This window comes from Paenibacillus sp. E222, assembly GCF_013401555.1.
In the GTDB taxonomy this organism is placed as follows: domain Bacteria; phylum Bacillota; class Bacilli; order Paenibacillales; family Paenibacillaceae; genus Paenibacillus.
The window spans coordinates 6,415,187-6,430,631 of the sequence record NZ_CP058552.1 but is presented as its reverse complement, the minus strand read 5'-3'; the positions used below and the strand labels follow the sequence as shown (position 1 = coordinate 6,430,631).

Genomic DNA, 15,445 nt, shown 5'->3' with positions numbered 1-15,445 from the left:
GCCAGTATGACTTGATTCGTGTGTAAGATAAAAAGGCACAGTTTAAAACGATTCTAGAAGAGAGCATGTGGAATCACCCTGTCAGATATAGATCAATTAGCTTCACTTGGAAGGTATATCAAAAAAGCCGCTCACCCGTCAGCATGACGAGGAGCGGCTTCTTGTTCACAAGCCGACGATTTCGTCGGTCTGCTTAATGAATATAAATGTAGGGCTCATATTTTAGTGTTTAACTGCTTCTCCAGCGAATACTTCAACGTTCATTGGAGCGGCCATGAATGCTGCTGCTTGCTGAACGAAAGCCTGGAAATGGGCGCTAGTGTTGTGGGAAGCTGTAGCGGCTTCGTCTTTCCACAGTTCAATCATCGTGTAATGATGTTCGCGTTCAGTACTTTTGGCGAGATCATAGCTGATGTTGCCTTCTTCATTGCGTGTTGCAGCGATCAGTACTTTTGTTGCTTCCAAGAAAGCTTGTTCCTGGTCTGGTTTAACTTGCAAGTGAGCGTGAATGATAATCATAATATTCAACCTCCATTAGTGTAGTTAGAATGTTGTTATTGTTTCTGAATGTTAACGGTGCTTTACATGTAAAACATTGCTTGATATTATGCCCAAGTCGTAATTTTCTCAACAGGAAGGCGGTAGGAAGGGTGACCTTCTTTGGCCGATTTACCGATCGAGATCAGCATAACGGGTTGGTAACGATCTTTATCCATACCGAATGTTTCAGCAATTTGATCTTTCTCATAACCGCCGATTGGATTGGTATCATACCCATGAGCACGTGCAGCGAGCATCAATTGCATGGAAGCCAGACCTGCGTCAATCAGATTGACATCACGAAGAGCGGAAGCGGGCATATTTTCGTAATAAGGCATTACAGTTTTGAGCTGCATATCTTTGACTTCCTGTGGCATATAACCAAGTTCGACAGCTTTACCAAAAATTTCGTCCATGTACTCGACATTGTTCATATCAATAAATACGCCAATTACTGCTGCCGAAGTCAAGACCTGATTTTGATTGAATCTGGCGAGAGGAGCAAGCTTTTCTTTACCTTCAGCCGTATCGACAACGAGAAAACGCCAAGGTTGTAAGTTGATGGACGATGGGGCACGAGAAGCTTCAGCCAAAATCTCTGTCATTTCTTCACGGCTGATTTTGACTTCAGGATCGTATAGTTTTACAGACCGGCGGCCGTAAGTAATCTCGTTGAAATCATTTGTCTTTTGAAAAGTGCTTTGGAATGTACTCATGTGTGGATTCTCTCCTCTGTATATGGGTTTAGAAATTGTTTTGCATTCGTTCCAGGAAATCAGCGAGAGCGTAGACTTCATCTTCGTTGAACCCCTGTAAAATCTGGTTAATATAATTGGTTTTCTCTACCTTGTAGCCTTCAATCTGCTTCCGACCATGGTCCGTCAGACGAACAAATGTTACCCGGTTATCTTCGGGATTTTTACGTCTTGTGACCATCAGGTCCGCCTCAAGCTGTTTCAAGTGGCGTGTAATTGCAGCACTATCGATGTTGATGATTTTCTGGAGCATGGACTGATTAATCTCGTCCACCTGATCCAACTCATGCAAAATCTCAAAGCGAGAGGAACTGATCCCCGTACAGCGTTCGAATTTGGGACTGATTTTATTCCCCAGTACGTTCAGCAGATTGATAATCTGTTCTTCTTTGGAAACAATACGTGTCATGACTAGACCTCCCGGGTGAATCTGGACATGAACAACGGCTTATGTGAACAAAATACATAAAGTTGCCATTATACAGTGCCATTGCTTAGTCAGTAATATCTGCTAAGTTAATATTTGACGTATCAATATTTGATGCATCAATCATTGATGGCTCAATTAATATATCATGCCTTTTTTGATTTTGCAACAAGATAGTCATGAGAAGATAAATCCAACTATTCCAAAGCGATTGTCTTCTTGGGACCGTAGGTGTAGGTTATCCATTCAAGTAATGTTATATCAATTTATATTGTAATTGAGAATGGTTATCACTATAATGAAAGGTAATGTACATATGGACGAAATTGTAGTAACAGAGATTTTTAAAAGAGCTTTTAAACGGTGATTAGATTGGAGGATGAGTGCAAATATCATGAATTTGAATGATCATATCTTGTTATGGAATCATGTTTTTATCAAAATACTGGATGTTCGCAAAAACTCTTTGGCTCCTGGTGAAAGGATTAGGAACTATCTGCTTCCAGCTAGTGCCTATCTATATATGGTTGATGGAACTGCTGTAGTAGGTATGGATCAACAAAGGTATATCGTAGAAGGGTTTCATATTGTTCATGGGGGAAAGTTGGCTAACGTAAACATCAAGACGGATTCGGGTTTGGTTTATTATATGATTCTGTACAAAGCCATTCTGGCGCTTCCCTGTCGGATGGATATTCAGCATTTGATGGAAAATGAACGTCCATTCCAAGATCAATATTCGCTTATACCGACCAACCCATTGGTTATGTATCAATATATCAGGACACTGGAGGGAGAGTGGGAGCAGTCCACGAAACTGGCAAAGTTACACGCAAAAACTTTATTCCATCAGTGGGTGTATGCTTTATTATCCGATCTGTACGGTCAATCCATTCAGCCGTATAAGCCGGATGTGGTTACTAGGGCAATCGAGTATATGAGTAAGCATTTGCATGAGCCCGTTGCGCTAGACGTTATGGCAAAGGAATTGGAATGTAGTGCAGGGCACATATCCAGATTGTTCAAACAAAAAATGAACATCAGTCCCATCCAATATCTTGGACAGAGGCGAGTTGAGAGGGCTGCACATCTCCTGATATACACGGGTGCTACGTTACAACAAATCGCGGAACAGGTAGGCTATCCGGATGCACATTCACTCAGTCGCAGCTTCAAAAAAATAAAGGGATGCTCACCTATTCGGTACAAAAAAAACCAGAACCGAGGCCAGAAAGAACAAAAATATGCCTCCGGTGTAAACCATGATCAAGATTTGCCCGGTTTCACGCGCGAAATTGCCCTTCAACCACTATATCCTCAATTATATAATGATATTGATTATCAATATCATAAGGTTGATGGAGGGGAATTATTTATGCAAGGAAAATTCAACATGACAGCACTGACCATGATGCTGTGTCTATCACTATTGTTAGGGGCTTGTTCAAGTCCATCACAATCCACAAGTGGTTCACAATCAGAGACGAAACCCGCGGCAGTGCAGACAAGTAACAGTACAACCGAAGAAGGAAAATCCTCTGTACAAGCAGAGACTCGAACGGTATCCACAATAAGAGGAGACGTTGTTATTTCAGCCAATCCGCAACGGGTTGCTTCAGATCAGTATATGGGCTATCTGTTGAAGCTGGGGGTTATCCCGGTAGGGGTGAGAAGTTTCATGCTGAACGAGGCCTGGATCGAGAAGTCAGGGATACCCGCTGACGTCATATCCGGAATCGAAGACCTAGGTGGAGAATTTCCGATGAATCTTGAGAAATTGGTTGCGCTTGAGCCGGATCTGATTATTGGTTCTATTGATAAAAATATTGAGGATTATGAGAAAATTGCGACAACGGTATTTTTACCGTATTGGGAAGGGGAATCTACCTCGGGGCCTTTGGCAAAACTGCGTCGGATCAGTGAGGTTTTTGGAAAAGAGAAAGAAGCTGAGGAATGGATTTCCAGCTATGAACAGAAAGTAGAAGAAGCCAAGAAACAGATTGCTGGCGTGGTAAAAGAAGGAGAGACTGTGTCTATTGTTCAAGTGGCAAACAAATCTCTGTATGTACTGGCTGCTGAAGGGGGGAACTATGGGAGCTCAACCATCTATGAGATGCTGAAGCTGCCGCCGACTGAGCAAGCGCTCAATATGGAAGAGGGATTTGTCAATATTTCGCTTGAAGTGTTGCCTGAGTACATGGGCGATCATATCTTTGTGTACGGTTCATGGGATGAGGGAGCCAATGAAGTGTTGAACAGTGAGGTATGGAAACTCTTGCCCGCCGTGCAAAAAGGACAGGTCTATCCATACGGTTCCTTTGGAGACAAAGGGGATGAGTTCGTAATGGAAGACCCATTCTCATTGGAATTGCAGTTGGACACGATTGTGAATATCATGGTCGAAGCCAAAGAATAGGATGCTATGGAGCCAGACCTCTTCAGTCTCCAGGGCGTAAAAACTGTGGCACCATTTTCTTTCACTCAAAACAAAGTTCATTGCCGGTCCATTTCGGTGCATCATGATATTACGGAACTCATTCAACTGACCCTCATGAACATTGACATGTTCAACAACCTGCAGCGGCTTGAGCCACCGCTTGCGGGTTTGTTGTGACTGAGGGGGGGAAGTCGCTTCAGTTCAGCCATAAAAGCTTTTGCCTATTGCTGATTCTGGAGTTGAATTACGTGTAAACTGTTCCACAGCGGGAAATACCCCTGTTTTTCAGTCGTGAATTTATGGATGTTTATGCGATAGTCAGCGATGGTCTGACTCATGGTACTTTCGTATGTCGGAATAACATGTGTGCGAAGGTACTCCTGATATGCTTTAAGGCTCTCTCTGGATATATGAAAACTACAATGCAACGTAATAGGTATTGTCATTCACAAACGAATGGAGAAATCACGCGAGATGCTAAAAAATGGGCAATGCAGTGTAACGGAAGCTGCGCATCAGGTGGGGGACGCCAATTGAAGTTATTTCATCTGCCGATTCAGGCAAACATTCGGTTACGACCCAAGCAAGCTCAAGAAATAAGAGGTGACATATGTTTTTGCAATCGTTCGGGCTTTCCGATATAATTCAAGCTATTGATTAATTAATTACTATCGTATGGAGGGTACTATGATGGCTAAAGATACATCCGCTTCCGTCAATCGTCGTAACGATATTATCTCCGCAGCTATTGATGTATTTGCGGAAATAGGCTATTACCGTGCAACGACAGCTCAAGTCGCTGAAAGAGCGCAGATTTCCCAACCGTATATTTTTCGTTTTTTCAAAACGAAGGAAGCTTTATTGTTATGTGCACTGGAAGTTTCCTGGACACGATTGATTGATTCTTTCCGGATTGTGGTAGAAACTGCTACTGCAGATCAATTGGAGAACGAATTAATTGAAGCCTATGAAGAAATTCTAGAATCTCACAAAAATGAAATCCTGCTGCAGATGCAGGCGCAGACCATTAAGGAAGAAGACATCCGTCAAGCAATGCAAAAAGGATTCACTGAGGTGCGAGATATGGTATTGGAAGCTTTTACAGCGGCAGGCATTGCCAATCCCAAGCAAAAAACGTTGATATTCCTGGCAATTGGCATGTTATGTAATATATCAAAATCATTGGATATGCCAGAGCTTATGGATAGATAGAAAGGGATAAGTCCCTTTTTGCAATTCAGTTATTGATCAATGACTAAATATGCGTTAAATTATGTTTAAGTAAGTAATTGATCAATAATAAAACGAGAGAAAGAGGTTGAGATGAAATGAAAAGAGCAATCGTAGTTGGGGCAACAGGTGGAACGGGCGCAGCAATTACAGAGGAATTGATCAAACGTGGCATTTCTACCATTATTTTTGGCCGCTCACCTCAAAAGCTGGAGCAACTTGCGGTAAAACTGGGTTCTCCTGATCACCTACAGATCGCTGTGGGAGATGCGTTCCGACCTGATGATATTATAGCTGCTTCACTAGAGGCTGGTGTAATGTTTCATTGTGCGAATGTGCCTTAGAACGAAATGGAAAGCAAGCTGATCCCTCTGGGTGAATCGGTTATGGAGGCGGCAGAACAATTGGGACTGAAGGTAGTTGTCATTGACGGGATTTATCCTTATGGCAGAAGACAAATGAAAGAAGTGACCGAAGAACATCCAAAGCAGCCGCATACACGAAAAGGAAAGACTCGGCTTGCCTTTGAGCAAATGTTATTTAGCAGCAAATGGCGCAAAGCGCAAGTGATGATTGTTCGCTTGCCTGATTATTATGGTCCTACCGCCAATCAGGCTTCTTACCTGGGGTCCACGCTTGAAGCAATAGCGGAAGGGAAAATGGCTTTTTTTATCGGAACTATGAAAATGCCACGAGAGTATATCTATTTGCCAGATGCAGCGGTCATGGTAGTGGAGTTGGCGAGCAGAGATGATGCCTATCGGCAGAATTGGAATATCCCTGGTGCTGGCGTAATATCGGGTAAGGAAATCGTATGTATTGCACAACAGGCCGCGGGTAAAGCGAAACCGGTGATAGCCCTCGGCAAAACAGGACTTTCGCTGCTTGGATTGGGCGTGCCGGTCATGAAAGAAATTGTTGAAATGTTATATTTGACAGAAGAACCGCTGGTGTTGAGTAAAAAGAAATATGAGGCCAGCATTGGGCCAGTGAAGATGACTTCTTTTGAAGAGGGGATTACACAGACGATAGGTGAGCTGCAAAAGAAATAAATGTCTTGTGTAGATTTGTAATTAATCAATAAATAAATAATTAAAAACCGTTATGACTCGGTTAATGATTACGACCTAAACCAAAATGATGCATGGTGTTTTGACTTCATTAATGGGCGGTGCACAAAACCTGTCCTAGACATAGAGTGTAGTATTGCAAAAGCGGAGAATCGACACGGTGTACAAGGAGGGAGGATTTTCTTGTGAGCTATACGTCCAAAAAGGAGCACAAAATGTCCTCAATCAGTACAACCAAACGCAAATTGAAAAAAGCAGGCACTCGCGTATCTAAAAAAAGAAAACACAAATATAAATCCAAAAAGAAGTTTAAGATAAAAAAGAAAAGAGCTGTTAGATCCAGATGTCTTGTGTTTCGTGGACCGAGGGGATATAGAGGGTTTCAAGGAAAGACAGGTGCAACTGGATTACCGGGAGCCTCAGGAATAACAGGTGCAACAGGGATAACTGGAGCGACGGGCGATCCTGGAGTGAACGGAATAACAGGAGTTACAGGTGTGACCGGTGCTACCGGAGTTGTGGGAGCAATGGGCATAACAGGTGCAACAGGGATTACAGGCGCAACCGGATCGGGAGCTACCGGAGTAACTGGAACCACAGGTAGCACTGGAGTGACTGGCACGACAGGTATAACTGGAGTAACAGGCGCTAGAGGTACCACAGGTGTGACTGGGAATACAGGGGCCACGGGCGATCCTGGAATAACGGGAGCCACAGGAGCAACGGGATCTACGGGTGTAACTGGTGCAACAGGCGCAACCGGAACCGGAGCTACAGGAGCTACTGGTACAACGGGGCCTACTGGTGTAACTGGTGTGGCAGGAGCAACGGGAACCGGAACGACTGGAGCCACAGGTGCGACGGGCTTAACTGGGGTAACCGGTCCAACAGGCGCAACCGGAATAGGAGCCACTGGGGCTGCGGGCGCCACTGGAGTAACCGGTGCGACAGGAGCGACCGGAGTTACTGGTGACACAGGAGCAACAGGCGTAACGGGAGCAACTGGAGTTACTGGCGATACGGGTGCGACAGGCGTAACGGGAGCCACCGGAGTCACTGGCGATACGGGTGCAACGGGTGTAACGGGCACGACTGGAGTCACTGGAGATACGGGTGCGACAGGCGTAACAGGAACGACCGGATTTACTGGAGATACAGGAGCAACAGGTGTAACGGGAGCCATCGGATTTACTGGGGATACGGGTGCGACAGGCGTGACGGGAGCAACTGGAGTTACTGGAGATATGGGTGCGACAGGCGTAACGGGAGCCCCCGGAGTCACTGGCGATACGGGTGCAACAGGTGTAACGGGAACGACTGGAAGCACTGGCGATACAGGAGCAACGGGCGTAACGGGAGCGACCGGAGTCACTGGCGATACAGGTGCAACAGGTGTAACGGGAACGACTGGAGTCACTGGAGATACGGGTGCAACAGGTGTAACGGGAACGACTGGAGTCACTGGGGATACGGGTGCAACAGGCGTAACGGGAGCGACCGGAGTTACTGGCGATGCAGGTGCAACAGGCGTAACGGGAGCGACTGGAGTCACTGGCGATACAGGAGCAACAGGTATAACGGGAACTACTGGAAGCACTGGCGATACGGGTGCAACAGGAGCCACTGGAATTACTGGCGATACTGGTGCGACAGGCGTAACCGGAGCCACCGGAGTTACTGGTGACACGGGAGCAACAGGTGTAACGGGAGCGACCGGATTTACTGGAGATACGGGTACGACAGGTGTAACCGGAGCCACCGGAGTCACTGGCGATACGGGTTCAACTGGTTTAACAGGAGCGACCGGAGTTACTGGAGATACGGGTACGACAGGTGTAACGGGAGCCACCGGAGTCACAGGAGATACAGGTGCAACAGGTATAACGGGAGCAACCGGAGTTACAGGAGATGCAGGTGTAACAGGCGTAACGGGAGCCACCGGAGTCACTGGCGATACGGGTGCAACAGGTGTAACGGGAACTACTGGAAGCACTGGCGATACAGGAGCGACAGGCGTAACGGGATCGACCGGAGTTACTGGCGATACAGGAGCAACAGGTGTAACGGGATCGACCGGAGTTACTGGCGATACAGGAGCAACAGGTGTAACGGGATCGACCGGAGTTACTGGCGATACAGGAGCAACAGGTGTAACGGGAGCCACCGGAGTTACTGGAGATATGGGTGCGACAGGCGTAACGGGAGCCACAGGAGTCACTGGAGATACGGGTGCGACAGGCGTAACGGGCACGACTGGAGTCACTGGAGATACGGGTTCGACTGGTGCAACAGGAGCCACTGGAATTACTGGCGATACTGGTGCGACAGGCGTAACAGGAACGACCGGAGTTACTGGTGACACGGGAACGACTGGAGTTACTGGAGATACGGGAGCAACAGGCGTAACAGGAGCAATCGGGGTTACTGGAGTTACAGGAGATACAGGAGCAACTGGTATAACAGGAGCCACTGGAATTACTGGAGGTACGGGTGCGACAGGTGTAACGGGAGCCATCGGAATCACTGGCGATACGGGTGCAACAGGCTTAACGGGAGCCACTGGAATTACTGGAGATACGGGTGCGACAGGTGTAACGGGAGCAACCGGAGTCACTGGCGATACAGGTGAGACGGGCGTAACGGGAGCCACCGGAATTACTGGCGATACAGGTGAGACAGGCGTAACGGGATCGACCGGAATCACTGGAGATACGGGAGCAACAGGAGTAACGGGCACGGCCGGATTTACTGGAGATACGGGTTCAACTGGTGCAACAGGAACGACCGGAGCTACTGGAGATACAGGGGCCATGGGTGTAACAGGAACGACTGGAGTCACTGGAGAAATGGGTTCGACTGGTGTAACCGGAGCCCCCGGAGTTACTGGCAATACAGGAGTAACAGGGGTAACGGGGGCAACCGGAGTTACTGGGGATTCGGGTTCGACAGGCGTAACAGGCGCGACCGGAATTACTGGAGTTACGGGTGTGACAGGTGTAACGGGCACGGCCGGAGTTACTGGAGATACGGGTGCGACAGGCGTGACGGGAACGACTGGAGTCACTGGGGATACGGGTGCAACAGGTGTAACGGGCACGGCCGGAGTTACTGGAAATACGGGAGCGACAGGCGTAACGGGAACGACTGGAGTCACTGGGGATACGGGTGCAACAGGCGTACCGGGATCGACCGGAGTTACTGGCGATGCAGGTGCAACAGGCGTAACGGGAGCGACTGGAGTCACAGGAGATACAGGTGCAACAGGAATAACCGGAGCGACCGGTGTCACTGGAGATACAGGTGCAACAGGCGTACCGGGAGCGACCGGAATCACTGGCGATACAGGAACAACAGGCGTAACAGGAACGACCGGAGTCACAGGAGATACGGGTGCGACAGGCGTAACGGGAGCAACCGGAACTGGAGGTACGGGTTCGACTGGTGCAACAGGAGCCACTGGAATTACTGGAGATACAGGTGCAACAGGAATAACCGGAGCGACGGGCTCCATGGGTGTAACCGGTGTGACAGGAGCCACCGGAACTGGGGCTACCGGAACTACAGGTGCAACGGGCTCTACCGGTGTAACTGGTGATACAGGAGCAACGGGAACGGGAACAACTGGAGCAACGGGAGTTACGGGTGAAACTGGTGCGACAGGTACAACCGGAGCGGGGGCAACAGGAGCCACTGGTGCAACGGGACTTACTGGGGTAACTGGTGATACAGGCGCAACCGGAATCGGGGCTACTGGAGCCACCGGCGCGACAGGATCAACGGGGGTAACTGGAACCAACGGCGTTACCGGAGTCACGGGTTCAACGGGTGTAACAGGTACGACAGGTCCTACCGGAACGGGGGCTACTGGTGCAACGGGACTTACTGGGGTAACTGGTGATACAGGCGCAACCGGAACGGGAACGACTGGAGCCACAGGATCGACGGGCTCAACGGGTGCCGCTGGTGTGACAGGCGCCACCGGAACGGGAACAACCGGAGCTACCGGCGCGACGGGCTCAACGGGTGCCACTGGTGTGACAGGCGCCACCGGTGTGACAGGGGCTACCGGAATCGGAGCAGTTGGAGGTACTGGTGCAACAGGATCAACAGGTGTAACCGGAGCAACGGGAACGGGTACAACTGGCTCAACTGGCGCTACCGGGACGACTGGAGTTACTGGATCCACGGGAGCCACAGGGGCTACAGGTGCATCAGGCCCCAATTTAGCTGCACAAGGGTTTTCTGCATTTTTGGCTAACCTATCCACAGCAACCAGTACACAGTTAACCAACTGGGGTACAGCAAGTCCTTACTATGGCAATGCAAATTTTAATGCAACTACAGGCAATTACACGGTGCCCAATACAGGGACCTATTCGATTGTGGCAACCATCAATTTTTCTACAACTGCCGCGATCTCCATTTCATTGGGTGCTGGTGTCAATCCAGCGTTTCTGGTGCAAAGAACATCCCCCACCACCACTACTTTGGTCAATGGACTATTGCCAATCCTGAATATCAGTGTGACGCTACTCACATTGCGGGCAATACTCGGTAGTGGAGCTGTAACGCTAGCTGCGGAGGTGGCGTTGAACGCTGGAGATGTAATTGGGTTGTTTTACGCAGCAAATGGATTAACGATCACACTGAATTTGGGGATTGGAACAACGAACGGTATTGTATGGTCAGTACACGAATTGACATGAGATAGTAATTCTTCATCATTTCACTTATTGAAATAAGACAACACGAAAACAGATCCGGGTTGGATCGACCGCTAATATCCAACCTGATCTGTCTTTTTTACATACAGGACGAAGTCATTAGCATTTGGTTTCGTTATAGTTAACAAGTATGTTAGATATTTTTAGGTGTGATGACAAGAAATCTATCGTGATATTCAAAAAAATGACCTCAGCTCATATAATAACGCTAATCCTAACGAAAATGATGTTAGGAATTGTGGCGAAATTATTGTATTTATCCATATGGTAAAAGATTTAGGCTGCTTTGGATTTGCAGAATATTCATTAACAAAACAAATTATTACACCAACATAACATTAAAAAGCGGTTCGTAGAAGTATACGAGTGGGCGTTGAAAGGGTTGAAGAATGATGAGCCTTGAAACATTAAACCAACGAGTACAAGATGATCTGGCTTATCTCGCATATGGAGGTGCGGATTGGATTCGCCCGCGGGAACATGACGAAGGCCATATCTATGATGTCGTTATCGTAGGTGGTGGGCAGAGCGGCTTGGGGGCTGCTTTTGGATTCCTGCGTGAGCGGATATCCAACATTCTGGTCATCGACGAAAATGCTGCAGGGTTGGAGGGACCTTGGGAAACTTACGCACGTATGGTCACGTTGCGTACACCGAAACATCTCACTTCCATTGATCTAGGAATTCCTTCGCTGACGTTTCGAGCATGGTGGGAGGCGCAATCAGGACCCTCCGGATGGGATGCAGTTGATAAAATTCCGCGCAGTGAATGGATGAACTATCTGCGTTGGTACAGGGAAGTGCTGAATCTGCCTGTCGTGAATGAAGTAAAACTGAGACTGATTGAACCTGCAGATGGAGGCATACACCGGCTGCACATTACAGGTGCAGGGGCTCCAAGTAATATGTTGCTGGCACGAAAGGTTGTCTTGGCTACGGGCATCCAGGGCGGCGGGGAGTGGCATGTACCCCCGCTGATCGCTGAGAAAGTACCTAGACATTTGTACGCTCACACGTCGGAGTTGATTGATTTTGAACGGTTACAAGAAAAACGGATTGCTATACTTGGCGGAGGGGCGTCTGCTTTTGATAATGCCAACTTTGCACTAGCCACAGGCGTGGCTGAGGTTCATGTATTTGTACGACGGGAACAATTGCCGAGCATTAACCCGATTCGTCAGATGGAGCAATCCGGTATGATCGAAAGGTTTCACGTATTGTCGGACGAGGATAAGTATGCGACTATTTCCCATTTTTTCAAATACAATCAGCCTCCGACCAACGATACCTTCAACCGGGCCGCTGCATGGCCAGGCTTCCAGTTACATCTTCATGCGCCTTGGCTGGATGTACAGATGAAAGATGGGAAAGCGGTAGTGACTACGCCACAGGGTCAGCACTCCTTTGATTTTCTGGTCATAAGTACGGGGATGGTGAGTGATCCGGCACTGCGTCCCGAGCTCAGAATGGTGGAGGCCCACATTGCACGCTGGGCAGACCGTTATCAAGCTCCGACGGAACACAGGAATACACTGCTTGACGCACATCCCTACCTTAGTCCTGGGTTTGCAATGACCAGCAGAGATGAGGAGGGGGAAGATAAGCTGCGGGGATTGTTTGTCTTCAACTATTCTGCACTTGCAAGCTGCGGCCTTTCTGCCTCAGCAATATCGGGGACAAGGAATGCTGTGCCGAAGTTGGTTTCAGCTGTAGCCGACCAGCTTTTCCTGGATGACCGGGAACAGATCTTGGAGCAATTTTTTAAGTATAACGAACAGGAATTTACCGCAAGTTGGGTGAAAAGTGAAGTTGGAATCTGAGTATTCAAAATGACCGTACAGCAGGATAGATGCTGTACGGTCTTCCTTTTCCTAAAGTTACATTTACGGGTGCTTATATAATGCTGTAAAATATCGTTATACAGCGTTAAGGCAGGCGATAGATTATTGTGAGAATCATGGATTATGAGGGGTTCAGAACCCATTTGAAGAAAGCGTCACGCAAACGAAATGAACCCTTGATCAAAATTGTGGCTTTTCAGGAAAAGTATATGAAGATTGATGAGATCCAATATTATGATGTAGAGCAGAACTATATGAGTGTTCAGGCATGTAATACGCTGTGGATGAACTTGAAAGATAAATCGTTCCGCAATCTGGTGTCCCATGACCTGAAGTTTTTCCAAACCATGGACAATCTCGGCCGTCATTCATTGGAGAATCTAATTAAAGAACTGTACGACATGGCTGTTCCGATCCTGTTGGATTACGATCCAAATGATTATTATAGTTTGCAGCAGTTGTCCGAAATTCTGGTGCTGGATGAGACGAAGCTAATAGAGAAATTGGAAATGGGGCGTTTCAAGGGAGCATTTATTAATGAAGAAGGAAATTGGGTAAAACCCAAGCCAGACAAGGTTGAGCTATTCCTATAAATGAAAAAAGAGAATCGTGTCAATTCCATAATGACCGAATATCCATTCTGCAATGGTACGCCGAATACGGCACATTGCAGTTTTTTTCATTAACGAATCTGTCTACAACCAATCTGTCAACAATAGCCTCGGCTGTTTCGTTTTACGGCGAAAGAGTCTCTGCATGGTCCCGGTTCTCCTGGAATGGAAACAACCTGTTTTTGTTGAATCATGATGCCTTTCTCTTTGGCGATGAAGCCGGGGGAGCGACCGTTCAGGCGACAACACTTGAAAGTGACAGGCGTGATTTTGGCCATTCGGGAGATGGAGTTTCCTACGGATGGAGCTTCTACAATCCATTCTGCGGATGATTGCTGGCCTGTATATTGCTGAACGGTGCGGAAAGTCCAATTTTGGGTCAGATTATGAAGAGTGATACACCAGCGGGTACGATTGATTTTATAAATGGTAGCTCTGACTCGATCTCCTGGAGATACAGGAAAAGGAATGACCGTTTCAACGTCAGGCAGAATTTCCCACCACGCGTAATAACTCGCTTGACCGTTAACCCAATCATGGCCTGTTCCAGTCTGAATGAGATTGGAATTTTCGTATCCATCGATTCCGATCCAGGCTGAGGAATATGAGGACTTGGACGATGGTAAAACAAAGGGCACATTCCATTCAGCCGAGATACGTCTGAATTGAGCTTTGTCACCTGCTCGGGCATAACCGCTCCAGTTGGAGGAAATCCACCCGAAGCGCAATGCAGAATTCGTTTTCGTTTTGCCTGTTGGAGGGATACAGGGTTTTCGGCGTTTGTTTCGATTATTCGCCATAAGGCTACCTCCCATGTGAGAATAGAGACGAAATTATTCGTTCGATATCATCAAATGCATGGGAGACGAAAGAGGACATGGACAATCTGAACAAGAAATAAGCTTTGAACGATTTTGAACGATATTTAGAGTTGAATGTGATGGTTTATGTCTATAATATGTCGAATATTGATGGTTTTTGAATGTTTTTAAATTAATTTGAATGAAAGTGATTGTTTTTTACGGATTTTATGATACTATAAAAAGCAGTTGGAGGAATGAAAATGCTAACTGAAGAACGATATGCTGTAATTATAGAGCGCTTACACGAAAGAGGCATTGTGAAACTGCAAGAGCTTGTCGATGTGCTGGGTGCTTCTGAATCAACGATACGGCGCGATTTGATTGATCTGGAAAGCCGTCAGATGCTGAAACGCATTCATGGTGGTGCGGCTCTAGTGAATGAAAAGACGCCGGAACCTGGTATGGAAGAAAAAACGTTCAAAAACATCCAACAGAAAACAGTAATTGCTCGTTTAGCTGCACAGGAGATCAACAATGGTGAATGTATCTATCTGGATGCGGGGACGACGACATTAGCCATGATTCCCTATATTGAAGCCAAGGACGTTACGGTAGTGACGAACGGACTTTCACATGTAGAAGCGCTGGTAAGTAAGCGTATACGCAGCTATCTGCTTGGCGGAATGATGAAAATTCACACTAAAGCCGTGATTGGAAGTATTGCATTACAGAACATGGACAACTTCCGTTTTGATAAATGTTTTATCGGAACCAACGGAGTGGACGCCGAAATGGGGTATACAACTCCTGATCCGGAGGAAGCCTTGATTAAAAGGCGTGCACATCAATTGTCCGGGAAATCTTACGTGCTGGCTGATTCCAGCAAAATTGGGGAAATTACTTTTGCCAAACTGTTTGACCTTGAGGAGGCAGACTTGATTACAGAACGTATGCCTGAACACTGGCGCTCTGTGATCGCCCAGAAAACTAAAATAATTGAGGGATAG

At 47.2% G+C, this 15,445-nt stretch carries 10 protein-coding genes and 1 pseudogene; 7 read left to right on the top strand and 4 right to left on the bottom strand.

Going from position 1 to position 15,445, the window contains the following annotated elements:
- Positions 1 to 222: 222 nt before the first annotated feature.
- From HW560_RS28450 to HW560_RS28440, 3 genes are all read right to left on the bottom strand, one after another.
- The gene (locus HW560_RS28450) at positions 223 to 519 is read right to left on the bottom strand and encodes a putative quinol monooxygenase (RefSeq protein WP_109999638.1); all 297 of its coding nucleotides are present in this window, start codon (positions 517 to 519) and stop codon (positions 223 to 225) included.
- 86 nt (positions 520 to 605) lie between these two features.
- Entirely contained in the window at positions 606 to 1,256 is a 651-nt protein-coding gene (locus HW560_RS28445; RefSeq protein WP_090895443.1) for a nitroreductase family protein, read from the bottom strand.
- Between the two features lie 28 nt (positions 1,257 to 1,284).
- Positions 1,285 to 1,704 (bottom strand): MarR family winged helix-turn-helix transcriptional regulator, encoded by a 420-nt coding sequence (locus HW560_RS28440; protein ID WP_090895446.1) that lies wholly within the window; start codon positions 1,702 to 1,704, stop codon positions 1,285 to 1,287.
- 412 nt (positions 1,705 to 2,116) lie between these two features.
- Between HW560_RS28440 and HW560_RS28435 the strand changes: the two genes are divergently transcribed.
- The 6 genes and pseudogenes from HW560_RS28435 to HW560_RS28405 all read left to right on the top strand — a co-directional run bounded on the left by HW560_RS28435 (position 2,117) and on the right by HW560_RS28405 (position 13,617).
- On the top strand, positions 2,117 to 4,138 hold the full coding sequence (locus HW560_RS28435; protein ID WP_090902069.1) for an AraC family transcriptional regulator: 2,022 nt from the start codon (positions 2,117 to 2,119) through the stop codon (positions 4,136 to 4,138).
- A gap of 711 nt (positions 4,139 to 4,849) precedes the next feature.
- Positions 4,850 to 5,371, top strand: coding sequence for a TetR/AcrR family transcriptional regulator (locus HW560_RS28430; protein ID WP_090895451.1), 522 nt, complete (start codon positions 4,850 to 4,852; stop codon positions 5,369 to 5,371).
- Positions 5,372 to 5,487: 116 nt separating this feature from the next.
- Positions 5,488 to 6,441 (top strand): annotated as a pseudogene (locus HW560_RS28425) (SDR family NAD(P)-dependent oxidoreductase).
- A 545-nt stretch (positions 6,442 to 6,986) separates the two neighbouring features.
- Entirely contained in the window at positions 6,987 to 11,165 is a 4,179-nt protein-coding gene (locus HW560_RS34315; RefSeq protein WP_373565018.1) for a beta strand repeat-containing protein, read from the top strand.
- A gap of 410 nt (positions 11,166 to 11,575) precedes the next feature.
- Positions 11,576 to 13,003: an NAD(P)-binding domain-containing protein gene (locus HW560_RS28410; RefSeq protein WP_179265937.1), complete on the top strand. Its 1,428-nt coding sequence runs from the start codon at positions 11,576 to 11,578 to the stop codon at positions 13,001 to 13,003.
- Between the two features lie 164 nt (positions 13,004 to 13,167).
- Positions 13,168 to 13,617 (top strand): hypothetical protein, encoded by a 450-nt coding sequence (locus HW560_RS28405; protein ID WP_179265271.1) that lies wholly within the window; start codon positions 13,168 to 13,170, stop codon positions 13,615 to 13,617.
- 116 nt (positions 13,618 to 13,733) lie between these two features.
- Here HW560_RS28405 and HW560_RS28400 read toward each other — a convergent pair whose 3' ends face one another.
- The gene (locus HW560_RS28400; RefSeq protein ID WP_179265270.1) at positions 13,734 to 14,435 is read right to left on the bottom strand and encodes a G1 family glutamic endopeptidase; all 702 of its coding nucleotides are present in this window, start codon (positions 14,433 to 14,435) and stop codon (positions 13,734 to 13,736) included.
- 263 nt (positions 14,436 to 14,698) lie between these two features.
- Here HW560_RS28400 and HW560_RS28395 point away from each other — a divergent pair, with 263 nt between their 5' ends.
- Positions 14,699 to 15,445, top strand: coding sequence for a DeoR/GlpR family DNA-binding transcription regulator (locus HW560_RS28395; protein ID WP_090895462.1), 747 nt, complete (start codon positions 14,699 to 14,701; stop codon positions 15,443 to 15,445).